The following is a 26,792-nucleotide window of genomic DNA, read 5'->3' on the forward strand; positions in this document are numbered from 1 at the left end:
CGACCAAATCAACACACGGGGCCGCGCGCCAGTCAGTAGCGCAGCAGTCCGTGCAACGGCGTACCGTCCGGCCAGCGGCTGCGACCCTGCAGCGCCGCCAGCTCGATCACCACGCTGGCGCCGACCAGCCGGGCGCCAAGTTGCTCCACCAGCGCCCGCGCGGCGGCCAACGTGCCGCCGGTCGCCAGCACGTCGTCCACGATGAGGGTTCTTTCGCCGGGACGCAGCGCATCGTTACGCGCCTGCAGTTGATCCACGCCATATTCGAGCTGGTAGTCCACCGAGACCACCGGCGGCGGCAGCTTGTTGGGTTTGCGCAGCGGCACGAAACCCGCGTGCAGCTTCTGCGCGAGTGCGGCCCCGAAGATGAAGCCGCGCGATTCGATCCCGCATACGGCCTGCACGCCGCTGCCTTGCCATGGCTCGGCCAGGGCATCGATGCAGCGGGCGAAGCCGCCCGCGTCGGCGAGCAGTGGAGTGATGTCGCGAAACACGACGCCAGGCTTGGGAAAATCCGGCACCGCCCGGATCAGCGACTGGATCTGTTGCAGCGAGGTTTCCAAGGGCGACTCCGGCTTTGGCCCGCGCGGCGCGGACAACTCGCCCAGCATAACGCTCCGTACCAGAGGCGCCGGCCGGCGGCCCTATCGCCCTCAGCAGAACGCTGGCAGCGGCGCGTCCGGGTCCTCGTCGGTGTCGCCAAGCGCTAGGCGCGCCTCCTGCAGGTCGCGCTCGACGCCCCGCACCACCTGCTCGGCCGCCGGGAGGCTGGCCTCGGGCACCAACACCGCCACGTAATCCAGCGCCGGCAGCTGGCCTACCGCGCCGGTCAGGTATTCGCCGGAGACGAACGCAGGGATCTCGGCGCGCTCCAGCGCGTCCTTCACCAGGTGGGCGTCGATCAGGCTTTCGGCTCGGTAGATGATGCGCATGGGGTCACGCTAGCGCTGTGGGAGACATGGGGCAAGTTCTTGCCCGCGATGTGTTGGCGGGGTGAACGGACCGATAGGGGGCCCGCCAGGGACACTTCGCCTCAGCTGAAACCGGGTGAAACAGCCCCACCCTGGACAGGGTAAACTTGGTCGTTTCCGTCTCCGCGTACGAGCTTCGAGTCCCGATGTCCAACGAAAAAGCCGCCGTTGCCCCCGCCACCCCGCCCGCCGCGCCGCAGGCCGAGGGCCAGCGTGACTTCATTCGCCAGATCATTCGGGACGACCTGGCCAGCGGGAAGCACCACGCCATCCGTACGCGCTTTCCGCCCGAGCCCAACGGCTACCTGCACATTGGCCACGCCAAGGCGATCTGCCTGAACTTCGGCATCGCCCGCGAGTTCACCGGCTGGTGCAACCTGCGCCTGGACGACACCAACCCCGGCAAGGAAGACCCCGAGTTCGTCGAGGGCATCAAGGACGACGTGCGCTGGCTCGGTTACGAGTGGCACGACCTGCGCCACGCCTCGGACTATTTCGAAGTGTTCCACGACGCGGCGGTCAAGCTGATCAAGGACGGCCTGGCCTACGTCGATGATCTCAATCCGGAGGAGATGCGCGCCTATCGCGGCACGCTCACCGAGCCGGGCCGCAACTCGCCGTTCCGCGAGCGCAGCGTGGAGGAGAACCTCGACCTGTTCGCCCGCATGCGCGCAGGCGAATTCCCGGACGGCGCCAAGACATTGCGCGCGAAGATCGACATGGCCTCGGGCAACATGAACATGCGCGACCCGGCGATCTACCGTATCCGCAAGATCGCCCACCAGAACACTGGCGATGCGTGGCCGATCTACCCGATGTACGACTATGCGCACTGCCTGTCGGACGCGCTGGAAGGCATCACCCATTCGCTGTGCACGCTGGAGTTCGAAGACCACCGCCCGCTGTACGACTGGTTCGTCGACAAGGTCGACCTGGTCAACCATCCGGAGCTGTGGCAGCACCTGCGCGAGGGCGGCTTCCGCACCGAGCCGGCCAAGCCGCGACAGATCGAGTTCTCGCGCCTGAACCTCTCCTACTCCATCACCAGCAAGCGCAAGCTCGCGCAGCTGGTGACCGAGAACCTGGTGGACGGCTGGGACGATCCACGCATGAACACGCTGCGCGGCCTGCGCCGTCGCGGCTTCACGCCAGCCGGCCTGCGCCTGCTGATCGAGCGCCTGGGCGTGAGCAAGCAGAACAGCATCATCGACTATTCGATCCTCGAGAACTGCATCCGCGAGGATCTCGACGCGACCGCGGCGCGGCGCATGGCGGTGCTCGATCCGCTCAAGCTGGTGATCACCAACCTGCCGGAAGGCCACGAGGAACAGCTCACCTTCTCCAACCACCCGAAGGACGAGAGTTTCGGCACGCGCGAAGTGCCGTTCTCACGCGAACTTTGGATCGAGCGAGAGGACTTCGCCGAAGTGCCGCCGAAGGGCTTCCATCGTCTGAAGCCCGAGGGCGAGGTGCGCCTGCGCGGCGTTGGCATCGTCAAGTGCGACGAGCTGGTCAAGGACGCCGACGGCAATGTCGTCGAACTGCGCTGCACGCTGGACCTCGAGTCGCGCCAGGGCATGCCGGGCGCGGACCGCAAGGTGAAGGGCACCATCCACTGGGTCAGCGCCAAACACGGCGTGTCCACCGAAGTGCGCGTGTACGACCGCCTGTTCAACGTGGCCGCGCCTGACGACGAGAGCGACGGCAAGAGCTGGATCGAGCATATCAACCCGGACGCCAAGCGCGTGGTGCGCGCATGGCTGGAACCCGCGGCGGCGAGCGCCGAGCCCGAGCAGCGCTTCCAGTTCGAGCGCCTGGGCTATTTCGTGGCAGACCGCCTCGACCACACGCCGCAAGCGCCGGTGTTTAACCGCACCGTCACGCTGCGTGACGCCTGGGCCAAGCAGGCTGGCTGACGTCGGCATCACAAGGAACGCTGCATGCTGCGTCTTCAGATTCACCTGACCCTGCCGCCGTGGATCGGCGACGTGGTCGACGACGGAAAGCGCTACCTCACCGACGAGGAGCGCGTGGGTCTGGCCATCGAGCTTTCGCGCCGGAACATCGAACATAATCAGGGTGGCCCCTTCGGCGCCGCCGTGTTCAATGGCGACGGACGCGTGGTCTCGGTGGGAGTGAACCGCGTGATCCCGCAGACCTGTTCCATAGCCCATGCAGAGATGATGGCGTACATGAGCGCACAGCAGCGCCTCGCCGCCTTTCGCCTCAACGGCGACGGCAACCGCTACACGCTGGCCACCAGCGCGCAGCCGTGCTGCCAGTGCTATGGCGCCACCGTGTGGGCCGGCGTGGATGAACTGCTGATCGGAGCAAGGGCCGAGGACGTGGAAGAGCTGACCGAATTCGACGAAGGCCCGCTGCCCGCCGACTGGGTGGGAGAACTGGAACGGCGCGGCATCGCCGTGCGCCGCGACATCCTGCGCGAGCAGGCCCGCAGCGTGCTGGCGACCTACGGCCAGAGCGGACGGCACTATTGAGCCGCCTGCGCGCCGCCCTGCCCCTGCTCGTGCTGGTGACCGCCGGCATCGTGCTGTTCTGCTCCGGTGTGCTCGACTGGCTGCGCCCCGAGCAACTGGTGCAGCACCAGGCCCAACTGCGCGAACAGATTGCGTCCGCCCCCTGGCTCAGCCGCGTGGCCTACATCGGCATGCTTACCCTGGCCATGTCCACCGGCCTGCCGGGCACGGTGGTCATCATCATGGCCGGCGGCTTCGCCTTCGGCGTGGTCGAAGGCAGCATCTACTCCTCGATCGGACTCACCCTGGGCACGCTGATCCTGTTCCTGGCCAGCCGTTACGCCTTCGGCGCGGGAAGCAAACACCCGCCCGCCATCGTGGACAAGCTGCACCACGGCTTCGAACGCCACCCGGTGCCCTACACCATGTTCCTGCGCTTCGTGCCAGTCGCCCCGTTCGGCCTGATCACCGTGGCGCTGGCGTGGCTGCGATGCCCGCTTTGGCTGTTCCTGGGCGCGAGCTGGCTGGGCGGCACCGTCTCGTTGATTTTCGAGACCTCGATCGGCGCCGGCCTGGGCACGGCGCTCGCCCGCAGCCATGGACATTTCGGCCTCGGCCTGCTCTTCCAGCGCGAAGTCTGGATGCCGCTGAGCGCGATTGGCGCGCTCTCCCTTCTGCCCCTGCTGGTGGAGCGCCTGAACCGTCGTCGGCACCAGGGCGCCACTACCATTTCAGCCGACTCTCACAACCGTTGAGGGATATGCCCTCGGCCAATGGGATAGCTGCCCTACCCCATAAATCGCGCTAGTCTCTGACCGGCCAGGCGCGCGGTAGCGCCTCATGGGGCGACGACGGCCAATGGGCGCAGGGGCGAACTCGCGGGCGGTGCGGTGGTGGCGGCGCACATCGCTGATGCAGCGATTGGCCCTGGTGGCGCTCGTGCCCACGCTGGTCACCGCCACGCTGCTGGTCACCATGCTCACCCAGCGCCAACTGGGCAGCCTGCGCGGCATGGCGCAGAACAATGCCGAAGCCATCGCCACCCAGGCAGCTTCGGTTTCGGCTGCGCCACTGCGCGACATGCAACGACGCGAGCTGGTGCGCATTGCCGAATCCATCGGCGAACTGCCCCATGTGGCGCGTGTGCAGATCCGCGCCGCCGATGGCGAGATCCTCGCCGATGACCTCGGCCGCAGCGGCGCCGGCCATGCCGAGACCTTGACCGTGATGCGCGACGTGGTCGATCCCGACCAGCCCGGCCATCCGGTGCTCGGCTCGGTGATGGTGGACGTGAGCCTCAACGACGCCATCGCGGCGCAGCGGGCCAGTCTGCAGCACGCGTTGGTCGCGCTCGGCATCAGCCTGCTGGTGGCCACGGTGGTCGGCTGGCAGGCGGCACGCTGGATCAGCGCGCCGCTGCGCCGCCTGGTCGCGGCGGTGCACCAGCTCGGGCGCGGAGACCGCCATGTCGAAGTGGAGGTCACCGACCAGACCGAGATCGGCGAACTGCAGCGCGGCTTCAACAGCGCGGCGCTGGCGCTGTTCGACGTCCAGCGCAGCATGGAGAAGGAGATCGAACAGGCCACCGTGGAACTGGCGCGCAAGAACGCCGCGCTGGAGGCCGCCAGCGTGGCCAAGGCGCGCTTCCTGGCCGCCGCCTCGCACGACCTGCGCCAACCGCTGTATGCCCTGACGCTGTTCTCCTCTGCGCTGGCGGTCGACGAGAAGGATCCCATCAGGCTCGACCGCATTGCGCATATCCAGGAATGCGTGGAGGCGCTCGACCACCTGTTCAGCGAGCTGCTCGACCTGTCGCGGCTGGAAACCGGCGCCATGCAGATCGAGATCACCGAATTTCCGCTCGACCATGTGTTGGAAGAAGTGAGCCGCAACTTCCGCATGATCGCCGAGCAACATGGCCTTCGCCTGATCATGCGCGCCACCCACCTGTGGGTGCGCAGCGATCGCACGATGCTGGCGCGCATCCTCAACAACCTGGTCAGCAACGCGTTGCGCTACACCAGCCAGGGTGGCGTGCTGGTGGTGGCGCGCCGGCGCGCCGACGGCACCGTGCGCGTGGACGTATGGGATACCGGCAGCGGCATTGCGCCGGAACACCAGTCGCGCGTCTTCGACGAGTTCTACCGCGTCGAGTGCCACAACGGCGGTGAACACGACTCCGGCCACCGCCGCGGCCTCGGCCTCGGCCTGGCCACAGTGCAGCGCCTGGCCGAGTTGCTGGACACCCAGGTCTTGCTGAAGTCGACGCCGGGGCGCGGCAGCGTCTTCAGCTTCCACCTGCCGGAAGTGTCGCCACAGCAACTCGCCGCGCCGCCAAGCGACGACGTACCGCTGGATGTCTCCGGCATGCGCGTGCTGGTCATCGACGACGAGCCAGCCATCCTTTCCGGCATCCGCTACCTGTTGCGCAGCTGGGGCTGCGACGTCGCCGTCGCGGAAGACCGCACGCAGGCGTTGCTGGCCGCCGAGGAATGGCCTGTGCCGCCGGACATCGTGATCTCCGACCTGCGCCTGCGCGATGGCGAAAGCGGCCTCGACGTGCTGGCGGCGCTCGATGCCCACTACCTGCGCGACGACGTCGCGCCGTTCCCGCGCCTGCTCATCACCGGCGAAACGCGCAGCGACCGACTCCGCGAAATCATGGCCGCCAAGATACCCGTGCTCTACAAGCCGGTATCCCCCGAGCAACTGCGCGAAGCGATGATGGCGGCATGGAACGCCAGCCGCGCCACGGCGACTAGTCAGGTCGCGTCGGCTTAAGTGGGCTTCTCGAGAGCAACCACCACTCACCACCGTGAAGTGGCGATGCCGCCCTAAAGGTAGCCATGCCCCAACCCTCTCTCCCACAGGGACTACCTTCGGTTCGCCCGTAGGGGAGGAAGCAAAGAGCAAAGCTGCTCGATGCGTGGCGCCCGACGCCACGCTTTAAGTCCTCAGTACGACGCCGCCCCGCGGGGTAGCCGCACTCCGTGAGGTAGCACGCGACGAATTCGGCTGGCCGCGGTCGCCAAGGCTTGTATGCCAGGCAGCGCTGCGCCCCCTCTTCGCTAGGGCGCGTTGCGGGGTAGCCGCTGTGCCTGAGGTACCACGTCACCGATCCGGCTGGCCACAGTCGTCCAGGCTTGTATTCCGCATATCGCTGCGAGCCTGTCAGGCCATTTCTTTGGGTTACTTTTCTTTGGGCCAGCAAAGAAAAGTGACTCGAGCGCCGGCAGGCGATCGAAACGCCCGCCGCGTAGGCGGCACGCTCGCGGGAGCGCTTCAGACGAGGCAAAGAGCCAAAGTCACTGGATCCCAGCCTTCGCTGGGATGACGGGCGTGGGAGCGTGAGGCAAGCATGCTCTTGGGGGCCGTCCTATGGGTGTTCTCCGCGCTTCCTTCGCAGGGATGACGGATATGGGCGAGGGCAAGAATGCCCTTTCAGGACCGAACTCAGAGAGTTCTGCGCGCTATGCGCTCGTCGGCCCACCTTGCGATGGCGGAAGCTAACGCATCGCCAAGAACAGGTTGGGGGCTAGATGTGCTCCTTCTGAGCCAGGCAAACTTATCGCGCGCACCAGTCCTTCAAGCTCCTTTGGAGGCGCTCGCCCAATCCTCACCCAGCGTTTCGCATTCGAGGTGTCGACGAGCGTTGGATGCGAGGTCCCACAACAAGCCAAGCCACCTCAGCCCCCACCCTCCACCGGCGCCGCCACCCGTCGCGCCAACTGCCAGTCACCCGGCAGGAACCGATTGAACAGGTCATCGACAAAGTCTCCGCCCGGCGCATCCATACGCGAACCGGCCGTGAAGTACACACCGCACCAGTGCAGCCGTCGCCCCACCACCGACTCCCCAGCGAACAACTGCGCCAGGAACAACTGCAGACCCTGCTGCAACCCATGCAAGGACCACAGGAATTCGAAGGCCTCGCGGCGGCCATGGGCATCGTGCTGGGCTCCCAGCGCCGCCGTCGCGATGGCGCGAAGCCGCTCCAGCGTCGCCCCCAACTGGACGTCCATACGTCCGGCGACCGGCCTGCCCTGCTGGGAGGTCGGCTCCCGCCATCCCACCGCCTTGCGCAGTGATCCCGCCGGCAGCATCGCCCGGAACGAGGCATAGCCGGGGAGCGAGTCCATGCCCGTCACCACCACGTAAAGCGGCAACTGCAGTTGCAGGCGACGGGCAACCTCATCCGCCAAATCGTGCAGGCGCCGACCCGGAGAGTCCCCCGGAGGCATGTGCTCAAGCAGGCGGTTGGCTTCCACGCAGAGCACCATCCCGTCCAACGGCAACTTGCGCCGCTCGCGCGCCAGCAGCGCGAGCGCAGCCGACCAGGGCGAATCTTCGGCTTGCGACTCCCGGGACGAACGCACCAGATGGGACGCGGGCTCGACCGCCACCAGAGCGCGATACATCCACCAGTGCCACGGTCGCGACGCGTCGTCCCCCTGCAAGGCGCGAGCGTGTGGCGCGTGCGCCGCCGCCTGCAGCAGGTTGCGCACCTGCCCGGCGCTGTCGCCCAGGAAAAGCAGCCAGGGATTGCGCGCCATGCGCCGCCATGCGCCGCGGCGACGGAACGGATGCAGTAAGGCCCCGCGCGCATGTCTCGCGGCATCGGCCAGCGCCGCCCACACGTCGACAATGCCGTAGCCGGCATCCGGATGCGCCACGACCCTGGTGTGCGCGCGCCGCAACACGAGCCGGTCCCAGGCCAGCGCCGCGCCCCAGCACAACGCGCCACCCACTGTCACGGCCAGGCCGGCGAGGTACCACGCCTGGGCCGATGCCCCCTGCCTGAAGGCGGGAACCACAAAGGCCACCAGCACCAGCAGCACCAGCAGGGTCGTCACCACTGGCGCCGCGCGGCGACGCGCCCATGACATCGACAGGTGGTGCACGGGCGAGCCCGGCCATAAGTACGGTTGTGGCGTGATGGACTCGCGCTGCAGCGCCTGCAGCACCACGCTCGCGCTGATGCCGGGGCGGCAATGCAGCGCCTTGATCCGCCCCAGTTCGCCGCTGTCGCCCCGCTCGTAGTAGTACTGGCCCACGAAGCCGAGCAGCAGCGCCATGCTGTAGACCTCGCGCACTTCTTCGGCCTCGCTGTCGAGGCTGGCCAGGTGGTCGAAGAATTCGCTGGCCGCATTGCCGGTGTGGAACAGGCTCAGTTGCAGCGGCGCGCCCTGCTCTCTCACGCCGGGCTGCCGCGCCAGCACTTCGTCAAACCATGCGACAGCGGCAAAGGCCGCCTTCTCGACGTGAGGCAACGGCTTGCCTGCCGCCAGGGCCATCTTGCGCGCCTGATCCACCAGCGCCCGCGCATGGTCGTGCGCCAAACCTTGGCCATCGGCCACCGACAAAGGACCGCCCCGCTCGTCGATGAGCAGACCATAGGAGAACAGGGGCGCGAAGCACTCCAGCAGCCGCATGGTCCCTAGGGTCACGCCAGCGTGGTGATGCTGCAAGTTGCCAGCCAGCCAATCGGCGGCGGCTATCACGGATTCGGCGGGGTCGGTCCAGTTCAAGGAAACACCCGTGCATTCGCTGGCACACCGCGCTTGCAGTGCCGACACGGCCACCGCCTGGTGTGCAGCTTCGTACGCATGAGCGACTCCCCCATCGCAGTAGCGCGATTGTCTGGAGCGCTCCGTGGAGCGGCCATATCACGTTATGGCTAGGCCATTTGTGGGCGCCCTACGGTTGCCGCGCGCGCGGGCTGGGGCTATGTTGCACGAGCGGGTATGCAGCGATGGGAGCGCCGCATGACGCCATGGGGAACGACATGCGCATACTGATCGCAGACGACCATCGGCTGATCGTCGAAGGAGTCAAGCTCAAGCTGGGCGAGCTTGGGCCTGACACCGATTTTGCCATCGCCATGGACATGGCGGAGCTGCGCGAAGCCATTCACGCTCCGGGCGCGGATACGCTCGCGCTCGCGTTGATCGACCTGGCCATGCCAGGCGTGCGCGGCAACGAACATCTGGCCGAGGTGATCGAAACCCTGCCGCACGTGCCGGTGATGGTGCTGTCCGGTTCCGAAGATCCGGTCATGATGAAGGGCCTGCTCGCGATGGGCGTGCAAGGCTTCATCCCCAAGGCCTATTCACCTGACGTGATGCTGTCGGCGGTGCGGCTGGTGCTCTCCGGCGGCGTCTACGTGCCGCCATTGCTGCTGCAGGAACGCGCTGATGGCGCCGCCACGGCGTCTCCGGTCGCGACGCCCGTACCGTCCGCCGTGTCCACCGATTCGCTGGAAGAGCGACTGCGCAAGCTGCTCACCGAGCGACAGATCGATGTGCTGCGCCTGCTTTCGCAGGGCAAGCCGAACAAGCTGATCGCCCGCGACCTGGGCATCAGCGAGGGCACGGTGAAGATCCACCTTGCCGCCATCTTCCGCGCGCTCAACGTGCGTAACCGGGTCGAGGCGGTGGTCGCCTCGCGGCGCATCAGCGGGCTTTAGGCTCGCCTCGGCGCAACCCGCTTTCACCCGGTCCTGACGAAGGCAGCGTATGCTGCCGCGACAGGGTCGTCTGCCACGCGTGGCAGGTTCCGAACAAGAACATCCAGGGGCCGGGGGACAGCACCGTGCTGGCGCGGGGATGGATATTCAGGCTTTGGCGCCCGCCGGCTTGGTGGCGGGGCATTCGCGTGGCCGCAGCAGGCCTGCTGTGGTGCTGCCTGTGCGGCCCGACGGCATGGGCAGCCCGGCCGCCGGAAGGCGCCACCCATGTCCGGGCGCTGACCTTCGGCATCCTGCCGATCGGTGGCCCATCCGAGTCGCTGGAAGCCTGGCGCCCGATGCTGGACGACCTCAGCCACAGCCTGCACCTGCCCATCCGCAGTCTCTCGGTGAGCACCTACGAGGGGCTGGCCCAGGCGATGTCCGAGGAGCGCGTCGACTTCGCCTTCGTCTCAGGCCGCCTTGCGCTGGATGCGGTCATCAGCGATCGCATGCAGGTGGTCGCCCAGCTATCCAGCAGCAGCGGCGCGCGCGGCTACTACTCCGTGCTTCTGGTGCCGAAGGACTCGCCCCTGCGCACCATCGATGACCTGTTCCGGCACCCAGGCCGCCTCCGCTACGCGCGCGGCGAAGTGCTGTCGGTCTCGGGCTACCTGGTGCCCGAGACCCAGTTGTTCGCCAACCGCAAGCTCGACTCGGACACGTTCTTCGCCAGCGTCACCGTCGACAACCACCAGAACAATGCACTGGCTGTGGCCAATAACGAGGTGGATGTCGCCACCAACGACACCGCCGACATGGAACGCTTCGCCCGGCGCTTCCCCGACCAGTACGCACGCCTGCGCGTGCTGTGGACGTCCAGCCTGATTCCCCACCCGGTGGTGGTGATGCGTTCGGACCTGTCGGCGGAACTGCGCCAGCGGGTGACCGCCGCACTCACCTCCTACGGCAAGGGCAGGAACGCCGCCGCCGAGCAGGCCAAGCTGCAACGCATCTACGACATCGACGGCTTCACGCCAGCGGGCAACGAAACCCTGGTGCCGTTCGCCGACATCGAGTTCAACCTGGAGCGGCGCCGCGCCTACAGCGCCCAGTGGGTCAGCGATGCGGCGATGCAGGCCCGCTTGCACAAGATCGACGCCGAACACGAAGCGCTGGTGCGCCGCCTGATGGCGCCGACCTTGCCCTGACCCCGGCTCGGGATCAGTGGCGCTGCATATCCTTGATGTTCATGGTCGTGCCATTGGGCATCACCATGTCGCCGGGCTTCTGGCCGGCGGGGCACTCGCCCACCCAGCGACCCGAGCTGTTCATCGCCATCTCGCTACGTCCCATCACCGGCGGGTCGTACGTCATGTGGCCCTGGGTCTGGTACGAGGTATTGCCGTCAAAGCGCGTCTCGCTGTGGGTGGTCAGGTTGATCGGGCCGCTCGGACCGTCGACCCGGCACACCGCCTCGGACACCACGGTGGAGCCCTGCACGCTGACATTGAACTTGCTGCACACGTGGCCGCTCATCTGAGCGCCCATCTTGTACATGTCCCGATCGGTGCTCTCGTCGAGGCAGAGCTTCATCACCTGCGGCTGGCCACCCATGCCGGTGCTCTGCATCTCCCACAGTCCGGGTTTGCGCTTGGGCATGTTCTCCGGAAGATCCTGCGCGAGAGCAACGCTGGCCACGCCCAGCAAGGACACGGCAAGCAACAGACGGCAACGTGCGGACATGATCGTCTCCATGAGGCCCGACGGGCCCTGCGGGTGTGGAAGGTAGCGCCAAAACGCGTCGGCGTCATGTCGCGTAGACAACAGGGATCACGTGGCGGGAATGAACCGGTCCTAGGCCGTTCGCACTATGGCTGCTGGCGCTAGACGAACTGCGTATCGTCGCCACTAACGTGATTCATTAGAGTGCATCTCAGGATCCTCCCGAAGGAACGGGTGTGTCCGTCAGGGCTGTTTCCATCGCCTCCAGCCGCGGGTCCATCAACATGCCGCCGACTCTCGTCCTGCCCTGCCCTTGGATGTCCAAACCAGGTGGTTCGTCACGCCTGCCCGGGTGTCGCGGGAGGGAGGATTGACGCATGGACGCGCGTCCGCACCTGTTGCCTCGCCTCTTCATCGACGTAGTGCTGCCCAGCACGATCGCGGCGCTGGCGTTGGTGCTGGCGTTGTGCGTGCAGCAGACCCACCACCTTGGCGAAAGCAGCATCGCCGCCGTGAACCTCCGCATGGAACGCCTTGCCGGCGAGCTCGGGGGCGACAACTCCGCGTCACCCCAGGCGACCCTGGACCGGGCCCTGCGCGAGGGCCAAGCCGATCAGCTTGTACGCATCGAGCTGCATCGCCGCGATGGCGGCTTCTGGAGCAGTGGCAGCACGCCCCCACGCTCCATCGCCGGCGCCACCTATCGTAGCGAACTGCCGGTGGGCGGCGCCGGCTCGTCGTGGTTGAGCGTGCAGGTGGACAGTCGCTCTCTGCACCGCGCGCAGGGCATGGTGTGGCTGCTTGGCGGCCTGTGCGCCGCCGGCATTCTTGTACTCGCCTGGCTCGCGCGGCTGACCCTGCGCCACCGCGTGGTGGAGCCGCTCGTTCGCGCGCAGGAAGCCCTGCACGAATTGATCAATGCCCGTCATCCAGCGTTCGACCCGACGCCCGTCAGTGCGGAATTCACGGACATCCGTCAGGGTCTGCAGCGGCTGGCCGAATTGCAGGAAGAGCAGCGGCGCGAGTGGTCCGCCCTGCAGCATGACAACGCCGTCGAAGCGCTGGACCGTCTGCGCCAGAGCCAGGCCGCGACGCGCAGCAAATCCCAGTTCATTGCCCTGGTCAGCCACCATTTCCGGCAGCCGCTGCAGGCGCTGGAGCTGTTTGCCGGCAGCATCGACCAGGGCAACGACGAGGAGCGTCAATCCCTGTTCCAGCAGATGCGCGCGAGCATTGCGGCGATGACGCGCCTGCTCGACGCGTTGCTGGAGATCTCCCGACTGGATGCCGGCGTGATTGCCGTCAAGTCCACGGGTTTCACCGCCGCCGAACTGTTCATGCGCGATCGCACCTCGCTCAACCACGAGGCCGCGCGCCACAACGTGACCCTAGTCTGGCGCGGCAGCCACCACCAGTTGCATGGCGACGCCGACGTGGCCGCCAGCCTGCTCTATCAATTGGCGAGCAACGCCATCGTCAACGCACCCGCAGGCCGCGTGCTGATCGCCGCAAGACGGTGCGGCCAGGCGATCCGTATCGAGGTGCGCGACAACGGCCCCGGGATCGCGGTGATCCACCAGCAGCGGATCTTCGAGGAATTCGTGCAATTGCAGGCCACCGAGAGCGAACGCCGGGACGGATATGGACTGGGGCTGGCGATCGCCGAACGGCTGGCCCGTTTGCTGGGCACCCGCATCGGCCTGCGCTCGGAACCGGGACGCGGCAGCACGTTCTGGTTCGAGATGCCACGCATGCCAGCGATGGAACGCTCGACCGGCCCGCGCAAGCACCCGTCTCCGGCATGGCGGCAGGCTGGCTGATCGTCCGCGCCGGCGCCCGCGAGGTCGGCCTTCATGCGTCTCATGTGCGCTTGCGATTCACCCCGTGAAATAGCAATATCTTTCGATATTGCTCCGGGGGGAGTCATGCTGTTTCATCTACTCGCCAACGGCGCCGCCGTTGCGGCCGTGCTGGGCCTGGCCAACCTGACCACCATCGACTGCAGCCTGCTGCGATTGCCACGCCGCCGGGAGCGGGACGCTACGCCCGACGCCGGAGCTCACCGTGAGCCGGCGCCCGGCGTCTTGAAGTCCACACCGTGCTGACACAACAGCCATGCCGCACCCGCCTTGGTGGCTGGCGCCAGCGCCGCTATGGGAAGCAGGTCGGCGCAAAAAAAAAGACCCGCGCGTACGCGAGTCCTTCAGTGCCTTGGTGGGTCGTCCGGGACTCGAACCCGGGACCAATAGATTAAAAGTCTACTGCTCTACCAACTGAGCTAACGACCCATATGCAAAGGCAAGCCCGCAATTTTATTGTCTGCGGGCCCCCGGCACAAGCAAAGGCGTTCAGGCGTAGCGCGTCGGATCCGGCAGGCCGGCCGCGGCGAAGCCCTGGGCGCGCAGGCGGCAGGCATCGCAATGCCCGCAGGCACGCCCCTGCGCATCCGCCTGGTAGCAACTCACCGTCTCGGCGAAGTCCACGCCCAGGCGCTGGCCCTCGCGCGCAATGTCAGCCTTGCTCATGCGCATCAACGGCGCATGCACGCGGATGCCCGCGCCTTCCACGCCCGCCTTGGTCGCCACGTTGGCGAGCTGCTCGAAGGCCTCGATGAAGGCCGGGCGGCAATCGGGATAGCCCGAGTAATCCACCGCGTTCACGCCACACCAGATGTCGGTGGAGCCGAGCACTTCGGCCCAGCCCAGCGCGATGGACAGCATGATGGTGTTGCGGGCGGGCACATAAGTGACCGGGATGCCCTGCTCGTCGGCGCGATCGAGCGGCACGTCGATGTCGGCGGTGAGCGCCGAACCGCCGATCGTGCGCAGATCCACCTGCACGGTCTTGTGCTCGATGGCGCCGAGCAGGCGCGACACGCGTTCGGAGGCCTCAAGTTCGGCGCTGTGGCGCTGGCCATAGGCCACGCTCAGTGCATGCACCTGGTAGCCCTGTTCGCGGGCGATGGCGATAGTGACCGCGGAATCCATGCCGCCGGAAACGAGCACGACGGCCTTGCGGGGAGATGATGGGGACATGGGTCGTTGCATCCACTCTGGGGTTCAAGCCGGTGATCCGGCCGATGTGCGCAACCAGCAAGACAGGCTGGCACGCGGAAAAAGCAGAAACGAGGAGTGAGTGAAGAGGAGTGAGAAGCGAGAGTACGGCTGGCAAGCCCTTGCTCTACTTTTCTCACTTCTCTCCACTCAGTCCTGCTTCAATGTCCTGGTTCGTCATTCCACAGCAGCTTGTGCAGCTGCAGTTGGAAACGCACGTCGAGCTTGTCGGCAATGATCCATTCGGCGAGCTCGCGCGGCTGGATCGCCCCATGCACCGGCGAGAACAGCACCATGCACTTGTCGACCAGCCCGTGCTCGGCAATCACCTCGCGCGCCCATTCGTAGTCGGCGCGACTGGCGATCACGATCTTCACCTGGTCATGCGGCAACAGCTGCTCGATGTTGGACCACAGGTTGCGCTTGGATTCGCCCGAATCCGGCGCCTTCAGGTCCATCACCTTGCGCACGCGTGGATCCACCAAAGACACATCGAGGGCGCCTGACGTCTCCAGCGACACGTCGTAACCGGCGTCACAAAGTTTCTTCAACAGGATCAGGCAGCGCTTTTGCGCGAGCGGCTCGCCACCGGTGACGCACACATGCCTTGCGCCGTGCGAGGCGACCTCGGCCACGATGTCGTCGATATCGCGCCAGTTGCCACCGTAGAACGAATACTCGGTATCGCACCACACGCAACGCAGCGGACAACCGGTAAGCCGCACGAACACCGTGCGCCAGCCGAGCGCATCGGCCTCGCCCTGGATCGAGTGGAAAATCTCGGTGATGCGCAGGCGCTCGGCGGATGCCTGCGCAGACGTGGTGGACGCCACGCTCGCGTTACTGCCGCTCACGACACCCTCAGTTGGCCGTCTGCGATTGCAGGCGGCGCAAACGTTCCTGGGCCAGCTTGGCGGCGTTGGAGCCCGGGTACTTGGTGGTGACGGACTTCAACGTGGCCTTGCCGGCATCGACCTGCTTGAGCTCGATCTGGCTATAGCCGGCCTTGAGCATGGCATCCGGAGCCTTCTCGCTCTGCGGGAACTGGCTCAGCAAGGTCTGGAAAGCTTCCAGCGCCACCTGGTAGTTCGTCGTGACGTAGTACGACTCGCCAAGCCAGTAATACGCATTGGGCAGCAGCGGACTGTCGGGGTACTGCTGGATGAAGCTGCGGAAACCACGCGAAGCGGTCGCGTAATCGCCAGCGCGAAGCGCCTTGAAAGCTTCGTCATAGGCGGCCTGCGCGCCAGCCGGATTGGCCGGCGCCGCGCCCTTCTTGCCTGCGGTCGCGGCTGTGGCGGTCGCGGCCGCCCCCGTGGCTGCCGCGGCCTTGCCCGCGGCGCCGGCATCAGGGGACGCAGGCGGAGTGGCCGCCGCGCCCGGAGCCGCCGCCGGGTTCGCGTTGTTGGCGGCATTGCCGGGATTGCCCGCCGCTGCACTGGCGCCACCTTCGAGGCGGCCGATGCGCGAATCGAAATCCGTGGCCTGCGCCTTGTTCTTGTCGTTTGCTTCCTGCAGCTGATGCTGCAGTTCTTCGATCTGGCCCTGCATCTGCTGCAACTGCGATTGCAGCGCCTGCACCTGATTGACCAGCGTGGTGCCGCCCTGATTCTGGTTTTGCGCCTGCTGCTCCAGTCGCGACACGCGGTCGGCGAGGCTGAGGCGCGAATCCTGCGCAAATGCCGGGACACCAAAAAGCATGGCGGACGCGATTGCGCCCGCCATGCCCATCCTGGCCGTGAAGCTGTTAGCCAGTCGCTTCTTCATTACTTCGCCGTGTAGACGATCTCGACGCGACGGTTCTTGCTCCAGCAGTCTTCGTTGTGCTCACGGCACACCGGCTTTTCCTTGCCGAACGAGATCACGCTGATCTGGCTGGCCGAACCACCGTTCGACTGCAGGGCGCTGGACACGGCGTTGCCGCGGCGCTCACCCAGGCCGAGGTTGTACTCGCGGGTACCGCGCTCGTCGGTGTGGCCTTCCAGGCGGATCTGCGCCATCGGGCGATCCTGCAGGTACTTGGCGTGGCAAGCCATGATCTGCTGGAACTCAGGACGGATTTCGTACTTGTCGAAATCGAAGTACACGACGCGCTGACGCAGGCAGGCGTCGGTATCGAGATCAGCCGGAGTGAACTTGTTGCTCACCGGGGCCGGGGTGGTCACCGGAGCCTGCTCCGGAGCCGGCTGCGGCTTGACTTCCTGCTTCTTCGAGCATGCGGCCGCGCCAACGCAGAGCAGGGCGACCAGGGCGACGCGAACGGTCTTATTCATGGTGGACGTTCCTTCAAACAGGTTTGAGTTCCGACAGTCAATATTGATTGCGGTTTCGGGACAGTTTTCGCCGGTGAACCGGCTGTTATTTTGACATTTTGCTGCCGACGGCGCGCTGTCTCGCAACCGCCTGACCCACCAGCCGCGACGGAGTGTCGCGGCCGGTAAGCTTTTAGATCCGGAGTGTCGTTTGTGGCTTCACGCCCGGATCACATGACCGTGACGCTCGCGCGTCACGGCATGAACTGGTCAACGCTGCCGATAAGGACCCCAGGCCGGCTCGCGAACGTCACCGTCGGCCAGCACAAGGCGCTGCCGCACCAGACCATCGGCGGACACGGCGTAAAGGACACCGCGCCTGCCTTCGGAGGCGGCGTACAGCAGCATGCTGGCATTGGGCGCGAAACTCGGAGTTTCATCGATCGGACCCGGCGAGATGAAGCGCACCTGCCCACCCAGACTGCGATCCATAATGGCAATACGATACACGTTCCCGTTGCCCTGCACCATGGCGATCTGCTTGCCGTCGTAGCTGATCGAGGCGTTGGCGTTGAACTGGCCCTGGAACGTGATGCGGTCAGCCGCGCCGCCGGTAGCCGGCATCTGATAGAGCTGCGGGCGACCCGAACGGTCCGAGGTCCAGATGATGCTTTGGCCGTCCGGGGTCCAGCGCGGCTCAGTGTCGATGCCCAGGTTGTTGGTCAGGCGGGTCTGCTGGCGCGAACCCAGGTCCATCACGTAGATCTCGGGGTTGCCTTCATAGGACAGGGCGAGCGCCAGCTTGCTGCCGTCAGGCGAAAAGGACGGAGCGCCGTTGATGCCCTTGGCGCGAGCCGAGACCAGCTGACGCGAACCGGTGGTGATGTCCTGCACGTAGATCGCCGAATTGCCGCTTTCGAACGACACGTAGGCGATCTTGCTACCGTCCGGCGACCATGCCGGCGACAGCAGCGCCTCACGCGAACGGGCCACCACTTGCGGGTTGTAGCCGTCAGAATCGGCCACGATCAGCGAATAGGTCGTGTTGTTACCCGTACCCACTGCGGTGATGTAGGAAATGCGGGTCCAGAACGCGCCGCGCACGCCGGTGATCTTCTCGTAGATGGCATCGGCGATCTGGTGGGCGACGCTGCGCAGGTCGCCGGCCGGGGCGGTATACGCCTGCGCCAGGAGGCTCTGCTGGCGGTTGACGTCCCACAGTTCGTACTCGACCTTGAGCATGCCGCCGCCCGCATCACTGATGCGGCCCACGGTGATGTAGTCCTGCTTGAGCAGGCGCCAGGTGGCGAAATTGATGTCCGCGCCCTTGGACGGGTTTTCCACGATTTCGCTCTTGGCCAACGAGCGGAACTTGCCGGATCGATTGAAATCGTTCCGCATGACGTCGGCTATGTCGGTCGCCAATGGCGCGCCGCCAGCCTGGGCGAACGGCACGACCACAATCGGCGTGGCCGACTTGGTGACACCTTCGACAGTGCCGGTCAGGGCCTGCGACTGAGCGGAGGCCATGCCTGCAAACAGCAGGCCAAGGAGACCAAGCAATAGGATTAGATACCGGGACGGCTTCTTCATAACGTGCTCACCTATGGCTTGAAATACATGTCAACGTTGCGACTGAACACACTCTCAAATCCCTTGTAAGGCAATGTGTTGGCCCGCATCGCAGCATCTTCGACAGACTTTTTCCCCGCGTCGTCGAAGGGGCAGCTTGAATCGACCTTGGCGCTCACCACCTGCCCACCGGGCAGCTGGACGATATGGAGCAGGCACTGCTGATTGGCGGGAATGTTATCCGGCCCGACCCAATTCTGTTTGAGCACATTCTGAATAGCCGCCTGATACTGCGCACGAAGGCTGTTGTCCGGGCCGTTCTGGCCGGTCTGCCGCTGGGCCGCATTGGGCAAATCCGGCAGGCCATTGTCCTGTGCGTTCTTCAGGTCTTCCATCTGCTGCTTGGCCTGCTTGGCCTTGTTCTGCGCCTGCTTGGTCTGCTGGTCAGCCGCGTCCATCTTGGCGAACAGCTCGTCGAGCTGCTTCTGGCGCTCGAGCTTCTGCTTGGCCGCCTGGGCGTCCAATTCGGCTGCGCGCTGCTTCTGCTTCTCTTCCTGCTCCCGCTTGGCGTCCTCGGCCTTCTGCGCAGCGTCGGCCACCACCTTCTCCTGGTCGATGACATCAGGATGCTCGGGCGGCGGCGGCAGGGTCTTCACCTTGGGCGTCTCTTCCGAAGGCGGCGGCGGGATGCTGGGCGGCGGCGGTACGGTATTGGGGATCGGCTTGGCCGGCGTCGACTTCGGCGGCGGCGCCGCGGTGGGGCCGACCAGCGTCGCCTCGATGATCTCACCCGCCAGCTGCACCGGCTTGGCGCAGGTGATCGGGTTCCAGCTCTCCGGCAAATGCAGTGTCGTGAACAGCGTCTCGTAGAACGAGCACGGCACCACCGCGAGGGCCAGAAAGCCCACGATGCCTAGATGAAGGATGGCGGAGAGGATGACCGCCTTGGACGTGCCCTTAGGGGAGTCGGACCTCATTTCTTGCCGCTCGACTCCGGCGCGCTCATCAGGCCGACCTTGGCGACGCCGGCCTGCTGCAGGTCGGCCAGCACCTGGTACACGCCGTCGTACTTGCCGTCGCGATCGCCCGCGACCAGCACGCTGACCTCGGGATTCGCCTTGACGAAGGCGCCCACCTTGGTCTTCATGGTTTCCACGTCGATCGGCTGGCGCTTCTCGGTGCCCAGGGTGAGGTACAGCTGACCGCTCGCGTCGATCGCGACGATCACCGGATCCTTCTTGTCCTGCAGCGATTTGGCATTCGCCTGCGGCAGGTTGATGTCCACGTTCTTGTTGATCATCGGCGCCGTGACCATGAAGATGATCAGCAGCACCAGCATCACGTCGATATAGGGAACGACGTTGATCTCGGACTTGAGCTTTAAGCGCTTGTGGCGCGCGGAGCTACGCATGACTGAAGGCCCTCAGGCGGCCGCGTCGTCGGTCTGGATCTGCCGCTGCAGCACCGAGGAGAACTCTTCCTGGAAGACCTCGTAGCGGGAAGCGACACGCTCGACCTTGTTGGCGAAGCGGTTGTACGCCCACACCGCCGGGATCGCGGCGAACAGGCCCATGGCGGTGGCGATCAGCGCTTCGGAAATGTGCGGGGCGACCACGGCGATGGTCACGTCCTTCATTTCGCCCAGGCCCTGGAAGGCGCCCATGATGCCGATCACCGTGCCGAACAGGCCGACGTAGGGGCTTATCGAGCCGACGTTGGCGAGGAACTCCAGGTTGCGCTCCAGGCGGCCGATCTCTCGGGTGCCAGCCACGCGCATGGCGCGCTCGGAACCTTCGATGACCACGCGCATGTCGTGCACGCGGCGCTGGCGCTGGCGCACGAACTCGCGGAAGCCCGACTCGAACACGTTCTCCATGCCGCCGTTCTCGCCGCGGTTGCTGACCTCGCGGAACAGCTGGGCCAGGTCGGCGCCGGACCAGAAGCGCTCCTCGAAGCTCTCGGCCTCTTCCATCGCCGCCTTCAGCTGCGAAACCTTGCGGATGATGATGACCCACGAGAGGAAGGAGAGCACGAGCAGCACCAGCATGACGAGCTGGACGAGGATGCTCGCGTCAGCGATCAGCTTGAAAATGTTCAATCCACCGTTCATTGCTCGAAGGTTCTCCAGCGCACGTACTTAAAAATTATGGGGAAAGGCCGGGAATGAAATCGGCCGGAATCTGCACCGGTCGCATGCGGTTGACGTCGACACACGCCACGCGCACTTTCGCGCGGATCAGTTCCGCGCCGTCCGCCCGGCGGATCGTCTGGGCGAAAAGGATACTGGCTGCGCGCCTTTCTTTGACTTCGACGCTCACCGTCAGTTCATCATCCAGCAGGGCCGCGCGCAGGAAATCGATCTGCATCTCGCGGACCATGAAGGCCAGCCCGGTGGCCTCCTTGTAGGCCAACTGGCTGATGCCCATGGCGCGCAGCCACTCGCTGCGGGCGCGCTCCATGAAACGGAGGTAGCTGGCGTGGTAGACGACGCCGCCGGCGTCCGTGTCCTCCCAATAGACGCGGACGGGCCAGGTGAAGGGCTGCTGCTCGGTCATGGGGCGTGTCTATTCGAAATCGGGGTGACGGGACGTTGGACGCCCTCGGGGCAGCGACCGGAATGCATGTGGCCTCTGGCCACCAGACGCGAAGGGGCAGGCCCGGCTTTGACGCCCGTGCCTCCGCCCCATGGCCCCCGCTCAAACATCGTTGTTGCCGGTGAACAGGTCCGCCGCCATCGGCTGCCGAGGCGGCGGGGTCAGCCCCAGGTGGCGCCATGCCTTGGCGCTGGCCATGCGGCCGCGCGCGGTACGCACCAGGAAACCCTGCTGGATCAGATAAGGCTCGACCACGTCTTCCAGCGTGCCTCGGTCCTCGCTGAGGGCCGCGGCCAGTGATTCCACGCCCACCGGGCCGCCATCGAAACTTTCGATGATGGTGGAGAGCAGGCGGCGATCCAGATCGTCGAAACCCTCGGCATCGACTTTGAGCATGTCGGTCGCGGCGCGCGCCACATCCCGGGTGATGTGCCCGCCGGCGCGCACTTCAGCGTAGTCGCGTACACGTCGCAGCAGGCGGTTGGCGATACGCGGCGTGCCGCGCGAACGGCGCGCGATTTCCTGCGCCCCTTCCGGCTCGCACGCGATGCCGAGGATGCGCGCCGAACGGCGCACGATCGCCGTGAGCTCGTCGGGCGTATAGAACTCCAAACGCTGCACGATGCCGAATCGGTCGCGCAACGGCGCCGTCAGCAGGCCGGCGCGCGTCGTGGCGCCGATCAAAGTGAAGGGCGGCAGGTCCAGCTTGATCGAGCGGGCCGCCGGTCCCTCACCGATCATGATGTCGATCTGGAAGTCCTCCATCGCGGGATAGAGCACTTCCTCCACCACCGGCGAGAGGCGATGGATCTCGTCCACGAACAGCACGTCATGCGGCTCGAGGTTGGTCAGCAGCGCCGCCAGATCCCCTGCCCGCTCCAGCACCGGGCCGGAGGTGGAGCGCACGTTGACCCCCAGTTCGTTGGCGATCACATGACTCAGCGTGGTCTTGCCCAGGCCCGGGGGACCAAAGATCAGCACATGGTCCAGCGCCCCGCCACGCTTCTTGGCCGCCTCGATGTAGATCGACAGCTGCTCGCGCACCGCCTCCTGGCCCAGGTATTCGGCCAGCCGCTTGGGTCGAATGGAGGCCTCCAGTGCCTCGTCATCCATGTGGGCGGCGGCAGTCACGATGCGGTGGTCGGTCATAGGTGCGCATTATGGCAGCGCTTGGGTTGCAGCGGCGCGGCACGGGGCGGGATTTCGGGGCCGGATGCGAGCTCTCGGAGGAAATGCGATTGGCCGGACGGGAAGTGTGAGGCAAGCGCGCCCCCTCTCCCCAGCCCTCTCCCACAAGGGGAGAGGGAGCGAAGAGCGGAGCGGCTCGACATCGTGCGGGTCGCGGCTTTAAGTCCTCAGCACCGCGCCGCCCCGCGGTGTAGACGCTGTCCGTGAGGTAGCACGCGACGAATTCGGCTTGCCGCTGTCATCGGCGCTTGTATGCCGGGCAGCGCTGCGCCCCCTCTTCGCTAGGGCGCGTTGCGGGGTAGCCGCTGTGCCTGAGGTACCACGTCACCGATCCGGCTGGCCACAGTCGTCCAGGCTTGTATTCCGCATATCGCTGCGAGCCTGTCAGGCCATTTCTTTGGGTTACTTTTCTTTGGGCCAGCAAAGAAAAGTGACTCGAGCGCCGGCAGGCGGTCGAAACGCCCGCCGCGTAGGCGGCAAGCTGGCAATAACGCCGAACAGAGAGCGGAAAGCCAAAGTCACTGGATCCCAGCTTTCGCTGGGATGACGGGCTTGGGGGCGTGAGGCAAGAATGCTTTTGGGGGCCGCCCTATGGGCGTTCTGCGCGCGTCACGGCCACCCTGCCCGCACCGTGATGAAGGGCAAGAGCGCGTCAGGCCACCTCAAATCTCAACCTGCGCGCCCAACTCGATCAGGCGATTGCCCGGAATCTGGAAAAACGCCGTAGCCGGCAGCGCGTTGCGCGCCATGAAGGCGAACAGCTTGTCTCGCCAGAGCGCCATGCCCGGGCGCTTCGCGTCGGCGATGATGGTCTCGCGCGACAGGAAGAAGGTGGTGTCCATCATGTCGAACGGCAGGCCGACCTTCGAACACTTGGTCAGCGCCTGCGGGATGTTCGGGTCCTCCGCGAAGCCAAAGCGCAGCTCCAGGCCGTAGAAGTCACCGCCCAGCTCGCTGATCTCGATGCGCTCGCCCGGATCGGCGGTGGGGGTTTCCAGCATTTCAACCGTCAGCAGCACGTTGCGCTCGTGCAGCACCTTGTTGTGCTTGAGATTGTGCAGCAGCGCGTGCGGCACGCCGTGCTGGTTGGCGGTGAGGAACACCGCCGTGCCCGGCACGCGCAGCGGCGGATGCTCGGCAATGTTCTCGATGAACGGCTCCAGCGCCAGGCCGGACTGCTTGATCTCGCGCACCACCAGCTCGCGACCGCGGCGCCAGGTGGTCATCACGATGAACACGCCCACGCCCAGCACGAGCGGGAACCAGCCGCCGTATTCGATCTTGATCAGGTTGGCGCCGAGGAACGAGAAGTCGATGGCCAACAGGCACATGCCGGCCACCATCACGGCGAGGCGGCTCCAGTTCCACTGCCGGCGCGCCACGATCAGCGCCAGGATGGTGGTGATGGTCATGGTGCCGGTCACCGCGATGCCGTAGGCCGCGCTCAGGTTGTCCGAACTGCGGAAGCCGAGCACCGCCGCCAGCACCATCACCAGCAGGAAGTTGTTCACCCACGGCACGAAGATCTGGCCGGACATCTCACGCGAGGTGTGCACCACCGGCATGCGCATGGAATAGCCGAGCGACATCGCCTCGCGCGTCATGGAGAACGCGCCGGAGATCACGGCCTGCGAGGCGATCACCGTGGCCACCGTGGCCAGGGCGATCATCGGATACAGCAGCGGCTCGGGGGTGAGCTTGAAGAAGGGGCTGTCGATGGCGTCCGGATGCTGAAGCAGCAGCGCGCCCTGGCCGAAGTAGTTGAGCACCAGCGCCGGCAGCACGAAGCTGAACCAGGCCAGGCGGATCGGCTGCTTGCCGAAATGACCCATGTCCGCGTACAGCGCCTCGGCGCCGGTGAGCGCCAGCACCACGCCACCGAGCGCGATGAAGGCCTGAAAGCCATGGGTGAAGAAGAACTTCACCCCGTAGTACGGGTTGAGCGCCAGCAGCACGTGAGGGTTCTGCGCCACCATGTGGGCGCCGAGCAGTGCGATGACGATGAACCACACCACCATCACCGGCCCGAACAGCTTGCCCACCCGCTCGGTGCCATGCCGTTGCAGCGCGAACAGGAAGAACAGGATCACCGCGGTGATCGGCACCACCCAGCGATCCAGGTGCGGCGCCGCCACCTTCACGCCTTCAACCGCCGACAGCACCGAGATGGCCGGCGTGATCACGCCGTCGCCATAGAACAGCGAGGCGCCGAAGATGCCGATGATGGCCAGCAGCCAGCGCTGGCGGGCGTCGCCCTTCACGCTGCGCAAAGCCAGGGCAAGCAGCGCCATGATGCCGCCCTCGCCCTTGTTGTCGGCGCGCATGATGAACACCACGTACTTCAGCGAGACCACGATGATCTGCGCCCAGAAAATCAACGACAGCACGCCGTAGATGCTTTCCGGGGTCGGCTTCATGCCCTCGTGGCTGAGCGTGGTCTGCAGCGTGTACAGCGGGCTGGTGCCGATGTCGCCGTAAACCACGCCGATGGCGCCCAGCGCCAGGGCTGCCAGGCGTTTCTTGGCGTCGGCTTCGGAAAGGCCGTGGCTGGAATCCGGGGTCACGTGTCAGTTTCCTAGTGCGGCGCGCAGCGCCTTGCGGATGATCGATTCGGCGGTATCGCCTTCGGCGGCCACCTTTTGCACCAGGCGAGTCACTTCGGCCGGCTTGTAGCCCAGTTGCTGCAGGGCCACGGTGGCCTCGCCGGCAGGATCGAGCGCGACGCCTGCGCCCTGGGCGCTGGCGCCAGGCAAGGCGACCGCCAGGCCATCCACGCGATCGCGCAGTTCGACCACCATGCGCTCGGCGGTCTTCTTGCCGATGCCGGGGATCTTGGTCAGCGCCACCACGTCGCCCGTCTGCACCAGCCGCGCGAAGTCGCTCGTGGACACGCCCGACAACACGGCCAGCGAGATCTTGGCGCCGATGCCGCTGACCTTCTGCAGGTTGCGGAACAAGGTGCGCTCGGCCTCGTGAAGGAAACCGTACAGCGCCACGCTGTCTTCCTTCACGGCGTAGTGCGTGAGCAGGGTGACTTCCTTGCCGGTGGCGGGCAGGTCATAGATGGTGGACATCGGCGCTTCCAGCTCGTAGCCGACGCCGCCGACTTCCACCAGAAGCCAGGGTGGCTGCTTGGACACCAGGATGCCGCGCAGGCGGCCGATCATCAGCGACGCCTCCAGGCCGAGCGCGGAATACCCACGCGCTGCAGGCTGGCGCGCGTATGCGCGTGCGTCACCGCGATGGCGAGCGCGTCCGCCGCGTCGGCCTGCAAAGGCCCTTTCAGTCCGAGCAGGACGCCAATCATGTGCTGCACCTGGGTCTTGTCGCCACGGCCGCTGCCGACCACCGCCTGTTTGACTTCCGTCGCTGCGTACTCGTGCACCGCGATCCCCTGACTGACGACCGCGCAGATCGCGGCTCCCCTCGCCTGCCCCAGCTTCAGTGCCGAGTCCGCGTTGCGCGCCATGAACACGCGCTCCACGCCGCACTCGTCCGGCCGATGGGCGGCGATGATCTCACACAGCTCGTCAAATATGCGTTTCAGGCGCAGCGGAAAGCTGGCCTCGCCAGCCACCGCCAGCGCGCCATGGTAGACATGGGACAGCTTGCCGCCGGCGTCGACATCGATGATGCCGACACCGGTGCGTTGACTGCCCGGATCAATGCCGATGATGCGAGTCATGGATACAGGCAGGGCGAGCCGCGCAAGGCTCAGCCGCCGGCGTCGGCGGGCAGCAGCGCGTTGTGCGAGACCTCGCTGACGTCATCCAGACCGTCAAGCTTCTCCAGGAGGTCCAGCAACGGTTCCAGCGCCTCTTCCGGCACCGGCACGCGGTTGGCGGGACGCATGCCCACGCCGGCATGCTGCGCGTTGAGGCCCGCCGCGGCGAGCGCTTGCTGCACGGCCTCGAAATTTTCCGGCGCGCACAGCACGGTGCTTTCGCCGTTTTCGTTCACCACGTCATCGGCGCCAGCCTCCAGCGCCGCCTCGAGCACCTTCTCCTCGGCCGACTCATCGCCACCGGTGGCGAACACCAGCTCACCCACGCGCGCGAACTGGAATGCCACCGAACCGGACGTGCCCAGATTGCCGCCGTGCTTGGTCAGCGCATGGCGCACATCGGCCACCGTGCGGGTGGCGTTGTCGGTGAAGCAGTCGATGATCAGGGCGACGCCACCCGGGCCGTAGCCCTCGTAGCGCAGTTCTTCCATCGCCGCGCCGCCGTCGGCGCCCGAGCCGCGCTTGATCGCGCGCTCGATGGTGTCCTTGGGCATGTTGGCCGACAGCGCCTTGTCCACGGCCGAGCGCAGGCGCGGGTTGAGCCCCGGGTCGGGCACGCCGCCGCGCGTGGCGACGGTGATTTCGCGGATCAGCTTGGTGAACACCTTGGCGCGCTTGGCGTCTTCGGCATTCTTGCGACCTTCGATGGACGGGCCTCTACCCATGGCACTTCCTGCAACTGTGTGAACGGACAAGAGACAAATTCTATCGCCTCGAGGCTAAGGGCACGC

At 66.0% G+C, this 26,792-nt stretch carries 26 protein-coding genes and 1 tRNA gene; 8 read left to right on the forward strand and 19 right to left on the reverse strand.

Annotation, left to right across the window (positions count from 1 at the left end):
• Positions 1-32: 32 nt before the first annotated feature.
• Positions 33-563 carry an adenine phosphoribosyltransferase gene (locus DVT68_RS05760; RefSeq protein ID WP_425477435.1) on the reverse strand — a complete coding sequence of 177 codons (531 nt, stop codon included), beginning with the start codon at positions 561-563 and terminating at the stop codon, positions 33-35.
• A 90-nt stretch (positions 564-653) separates the two neighbouring features.
• Positions 654-932: a putative signal transducing protein gene (locus tag DVT68_RS05765; protein ID WP_114824037.1), complete on the reverse strand. Its 279-nt coding sequence runs from the start codon at positions 930-932 to the stop codon at positions 654-656.
• A 185-nt stretch (positions 933-1,117) separates the two neighbouring features.
• Here DVT68_RS05765 and DVT68_RS05770 point away from each other — a divergent pair, with 185 nt between their 5' ends.
• The 4 genes from DVT68_RS05770 to DVT68_RS05785 all read left to right on the forward strand — a co-directional run bounded on the left by DVT68_RS05770 (position 1,118) and on the right by DVT68_RS05785 (position 6,229).
• Complete coding sequence (locus DVT68_RS05770; RefSeq protein WP_114824038.1) at positions 1,118-2,887, forward strand: glutamine--tRNA ligase/YqeY domain fusion protein; 1,770 nt, start codon at positions 1,118-1,120, stop codon at positions 2,885-2,887.
• A 24-nt stretch (positions 2,888-2,911) separates the two neighbouring features.
• Positions 2,912-3,469, forward strand: coding sequence for a nucleoside deaminase (locus DVT68_RS05775; RefSeq protein WP_114824039.1), 558 nt, complete (start codon positions 2,912-2,914; stop codon positions 3,467-3,469).
• A complete protein-coding gene (locus tag DVT68_RS05780) occupies positions 3,466-4,203 on the forward strand; it encodes a TVP38/TMEM64 family protein (protein WP_114824040.1) in 738 nt (245 codons plus the stop codon). The genes DVT68_RS05775 and DVT68_RS05780 overlap by 4 nt, the downstream gene beginning before the upstream one ends.
• 157 nt (positions 4,204-4,360) lie before the next feature.
• Complete coding sequence (locus DVT68_RS05785) at positions 4,361-6,229, forward strand: ATP-binding response regulator (protein ID WP_114824041.1); 1,869 nt, start codon at positions 4,361-4,363, stop codon at positions 6,227-6,229.
• Positions 6,230-7,134: 905 nt separating this feature from the next.
• On the opposite strand, the gene DVT68_RS05790 is transcribed toward DVT68_RS05785, so the two are convergent.
• Complete coding sequence (locus tag DVT68_RS05790; RefSeq protein WP_114824042.1) at positions 7,135-8,976, reverse strand: type VI secretion protein IcmF/TssM N-terminal domain-containing protein; 1,842 nt, start codon at positions 8,974-8,976, stop codon at positions 7,135-7,137.
• Between the two features lie 257 nt (positions 8,977-9,233).
• On the opposite strand from DVT68_RS05790, the gene DVT68_RS05795 reads away from it, so the two are divergent.
• A complete protein-coding gene (locus DVT68_RS05795) occupies positions 9,234-9,914 on the forward strand; it encodes a LuxR C-terminal-related transcriptional regulator (protein WP_114824413.1) in 681 nt (226 codons plus the stop codon).
• 188 nt (positions 9,915-10,102) lie between these two features.
• On the forward strand, positions 10,103-11,104 hold the full coding sequence (gene phnD / locus DVT68_RS05800) for a phosphate/phosphite/phosphonate ABC transporter substrate-binding protein (RefSeq protein WP_233523355.1): 1,002 nt from the start codon (positions 10,103-10,105) through the stop codon (positions 11,102-11,104).
• A 13-nt stretch (positions 11,105-11,117) separates the two neighbouring features.
• On the opposite strand, the gene DVT68_RS05805 is transcribed toward phnD, so the two are convergent.
• Complete coding sequence (locus DVT68_RS05805; RefSeq protein ID WP_158543456.1) at positions 11,118-11,639, reverse strand: DUF3617 domain-containing protein; 522 nt, start codon at positions 11,637-11,639, stop codon at positions 11,118-11,120.
• Between the two features lie 356 nt (positions 11,640-11,995).
• Here DVT68_RS05805 and DVT68_RS05810 point away from each other — a divergent pair, with 356 nt between their 5' ends.
• Both DVT68_RS05810 and DVT68_RS05815 read left to right on the forward strand, forming a co-directional pair.
• Positions 11,996-13,438: a sensor histidine kinase gene (locus tag DVT68_RS05810; protein ID WP_114824044.1), complete on the forward strand. Its 1,443-nt coding sequence runs from the start codon at positions 11,996-11,998 to the stop codon at positions 13,436-13,438.
• A 105-nt stretch (positions 13,439-13,543) separates the two neighbouring features.
• Positions 13,544-13,723, forward strand: coding sequence for a hypothetical protein (locus tag DVT68_RS05815; RefSeq protein WP_114824045.1), 180 nt, complete (start codon positions 13,544-13,546; stop codon positions 13,721-13,723).
• Positions 13,724-13,830: 107 nt separating this feature from the next.
• Here the strand turns inward: DVT68_RS05815 and DVT68_RS05820 are convergent.
• The 15 genes from DVT68_RS05820 to DVT68_RS05890 all read right to left on the reverse strand — a co-directional run bounded on the left by DVT68_RS05820 (position 13,831) and on the right by DVT68_RS05890 (position 26,726).
• Positions 13,831-13,906: transfer RNA gene (locus DVT68_RS05820), tRNA-Lys, on the reverse strand.
• Positions 13,907-13,966: 60 nt separating this feature from the next.
• Positions 13,967-14,653, reverse strand: coding sequence for a 7-cyano-7-deazaguanine synthase QueC (gene queC, locus DVT68_RS05825; RefSeq protein WP_114824046.1), 687 nt, complete (start codon positions 14,651-14,653; stop codon positions 13,967-13,969).
• Positions 14,654-14,832: 179 nt separating this feature from the next.
• Positions 14,833-15,525, reverse strand: a complete 693-nt coding sequence (gene queE / locus DVT68_RS05830) for a 7-carboxy-7-deazaguanine synthase QueE (RefSeq protein ID WP_114824047.1) — start codon at positions 15,523-15,525, stop codon at positions 14,833-14,835.
• Positions 15,526-15,532: 7 nt separating this feature from the next.
• Positions 15,533-16,438, reverse strand: a complete 906-nt coding sequence (ybgF, locus tag DVT68_RS05835; RefSeq protein ID WP_199535961.1) for a tol-pal system protein YbgF — start codon at positions 16,436-16,438, stop codon at positions 15,533-15,535.
• The gene (gene pal / locus DVT68_RS05840; protein ID WP_114824048.1) at positions 16,438-16,944 is read right to left on the reverse strand and encodes a peptidoglycan-associated lipoprotein Pal; all 507 of its coding nucleotides are present in this window, start codon (positions 16,942-16,944) and stop codon (positions 16,438-16,440) included. The genes ybgF and pal overlap by 1 nt, the downstream gene beginning before the upstream one ends.
• A gap of 249 nt (positions 16,945-17,193) precedes the next feature.
• Positions 17,194-18,516, reverse strand: coding sequence for a Tol-Pal system beta propeller repeat protein TolB (gene tolB, locus DVT68_RS05845; protein ID WP_114824049.1), 1,323 nt, complete (start codon positions 18,514-18,516; stop codon positions 17,194-17,196).
• An 11-nt stretch (positions 18,517-18,527) separates the two neighbouring features.
• On the reverse strand, positions 18,528-19,472 hold the full coding sequence (locus tag DVT68_RS05850; protein WP_114824050.1) for a cell envelope integrity TolA family protein: 945 nt from the start codon (positions 19,470-19,472) through the stop codon (positions 18,528-18,530).
• A complete protein-coding gene (tolR, locus tag DVT68_RS05855; RefSeq protein WP_114824051.1) occupies positions 19,469-19,906 on the reverse strand; it encodes a protein TolR in 438 nt (145 codons plus the stop codon). Before tolR ends, DVT68_RS05850 begins: the two co-directional genes overlap by 4 nt.
• 12 nt (positions 19,907-19,918) lie before the next feature.
• Entirely contained in the window at positions 19,919-20,605 is a 687-nt protein-coding gene (tolQ, locus tag DVT68_RS05860; protein ID WP_114824052.1) for a protein TolQ, read from the reverse strand.
• A 34-nt stretch (positions 20,606-20,639) separates the two neighbouring features.
• The gene (ybgC, locus tag DVT68_RS05865) at positions 20,640-21,050 is read right to left on the reverse strand and encodes a tol-pal system-associated acyl-CoA thioesterase (RefSeq protein ID WP_114824053.1); all 411 of its coding nucleotides are present in this window, start codon (positions 21,048-21,050) and stop codon (positions 20,640-20,642) included.
• 141 nt (positions 21,051-21,191) lie between these two features.
• The gene (ruvB, locus tag DVT68_RS05870; RefSeq protein ID WP_114824054.1) at positions 21,192-22,238 is read right to left on the reverse strand and encodes a Holliday junction branch migration DNA helicase RuvB; all 1,047 of its coding nucleotides are present in this window, start codon (positions 22,236-22,238) and stop codon (positions 21,192-21,194) included.
• A 701-nt stretch (positions 22,239-22,939) separates the two neighbouring features.
• The gene (locus DVT68_RS05875) at positions 22,940-24,841 is read right to left on the reverse strand and encodes a potassium transporter Kup (RefSeq protein ID WP_114824055.1); all 1,902 of its coding nucleotides are present in this window, start codon (positions 24,839-24,841) and stop codon (positions 22,940-22,942) included.
• A gap of 3 nt (positions 24,842-24,844) precedes the next feature.
• Positions 24,845-25,444, reverse strand: a complete 600-nt coding sequence (ruvA, locus tag DVT68_RS05880) for a Holliday junction branch migration protein RuvA (protein ID WP_114824056.1) — start codon at positions 25,442-25,444, stop codon at positions 24,845-24,847.
• Complete coding sequence (ruvC, locus tag DVT68_RS05885) at positions 25,444-25,962, reverse strand: crossover junction endodeoxyribonuclease RuvC (protein ID WP_114824057.1); 519 nt, start codon at positions 25,960-25,962, stop codon at positions 25,444-25,446. The genes ruvA and ruvC overlap by 1 nt, the downstream gene beginning before the upstream one ends.
• Before the next feature lie 29 nt (positions 25,963-25,991).
• Positions 25,992-26,726: a YebC/PmpR family DNA-binding transcriptional regulator gene (locus DVT68_RS05890; protein ID WP_114824058.1), complete on the reverse strand. Its 735-nt coding sequence runs from the start codon at positions 26,724-26,726 to the stop codon at positions 25,992-25,994.
• Positions 26,727-26,792: the final 66 nt, after the last annotated feature.

Source organism: Dyella solisilvae, assembly GCF_003351225.1.
In the GTDB taxonomy this organism is placed as follows: domain Bacteria; phylum Pseudomonadota; class Gammaproteobacteria; order Xanthomonadales; family Rhodanobacteraceae; genus Dyella; species Dyella solisilvae.

Bases quoted from the DNA above. Each gene is read 5' to 3' on its own strand.
- DVT68_RS05765 (WP_114824037.1), bottom strand. From the start codon at position 932: ATGCGCATCATCTACCGAGCCGAAAGCCTGATCGACGCCCACCTGGTG.
- DVT68_RS05770 (WP_114824038.1), top strand. From the start codon at position 1,118: ATGTCCAACGAAAAAGCCGCCGTTGCCCCCGCCACCCCGCCCGCCGCG.
- DVT68_RS05775 (WP_114824039.1), top strand. From the start codon at position 2,912: ATGCTGCGTCTTCAGATTCACCTGACCCTGCCGCCGTGGATCGGCGAC.
- DVT68_RS05785 (WP_114824041.1), top strand. From the start codon at position 4,361: ATGCAGCGATTGGCCCTGGTGGCGCTCGTGCCCACGCTGGTCACCGCC.
- DVT68_RS05795 (WP_114824413.1), top strand. From the start codon at position 9,234: ATGCGCATACTGATCGCAGACGACCATCGGCTGATCGTCGAAGGAGTC.
- DVT68_RS05805 (WP_158543456.1), bottom strand. From the start codon at position 11,639: ATGTCCGCACGTTGCCGTCTGTTGCTTGCCGTGTCCTTGCTGGGCGTG.
- DVT68_RS05810 (WP_114824044.1), top strand. From the start codon at position 11,996: ATGGACGCGCGTCCGCACCTGTTGCCTCGCCTCTTCATCGACGTAGTG.
- DVT68_RS05815 (WP_114824045.1), top strand. From the start codon at position 13,544: ATGCTGTTTCATCTACTCGCCAACGGCGCCGCCGTTGCGGCCGTGCTG.
- queC (WP_114824046.1), bottom strand. From the start codon at position 14,653: ATGTCCCCATCATCTCCCCGCAAGGCCGTCGTGCTCGTTTCCGGCGGC.
- ybgF (WP_199535961.1), bottom strand. From the start codon at position 16,438: ATGAAGAAGCGACTGGCTAACAGCTTCACGGCCAGGATGGGCATGGCG.
- pal (WP_114824048.1), bottom strand. From the start codon at position 16,944: ATGAATAAGACCGTTCGCGTCGCCCTGGTCGCCCTGCTCTGCGTTGGC.
- tolB (WP_114824049.1), bottom strand. From the start codon at position 18,516: ATGAAGAAGCCGTCCCGGTATCTAATCCTATTGCTTGGTCTCCTTGGC.
- DVT68_RS05850 (WP_114824050.1), bottom strand. From the start codon at position 19,472: ATGAGGTCCGACTCCCCTAAGGGCACGTCCAAGGCGGTCATCCTCTCC.
- tolR (WP_114824051.1), bottom strand. From the start codon at position 19,906: ATGCGTAGCTCCGCGCGCCACAAGCGCTTAAAGCTCAAGTCCGAGATC.
- tolQ (WP_114824052.1), bottom strand. From the start codon at position 20,605: ATGAACGGTGGATTGAACATTTTCAAGCTGATCGCTGACGCGAGCATC.
- ybgC (WP_114824053.1), bottom strand. From the start codon at position 21,050: ATGACCGAGCAGCAGCCCTTCACCTGGCCCGTCCGCGTCTATTGGGAG.
- ruvB (WP_114824054.1), bottom strand. From the start codon at position 22,238: ATGACCGACCACCGCATCGTGACTGCCGCCGCCCACATGGATGACGAG.
- ruvA (WP_114824056.1), bottom strand. From the start codon at position 25,444: ATGATCGGCCGCCTGCGCGGCATCCTGGTGTCCAAGCAGCCACCCTGG.
- ruvC (WP_114824057.1), bottom strand. From the start codon at position 25,962: ATGACTCGCATCATCGGCATTGATCCGGGCAGTCAACGCACCGGTGTC.
- DVT68_RS05890 (WP_114824058.1), bottom strand. From the start codon at position 26,726: ATGGGTAGAGGCCCGTCCATCGAAGGTCGCAAGAATGCCGAAGACGCC.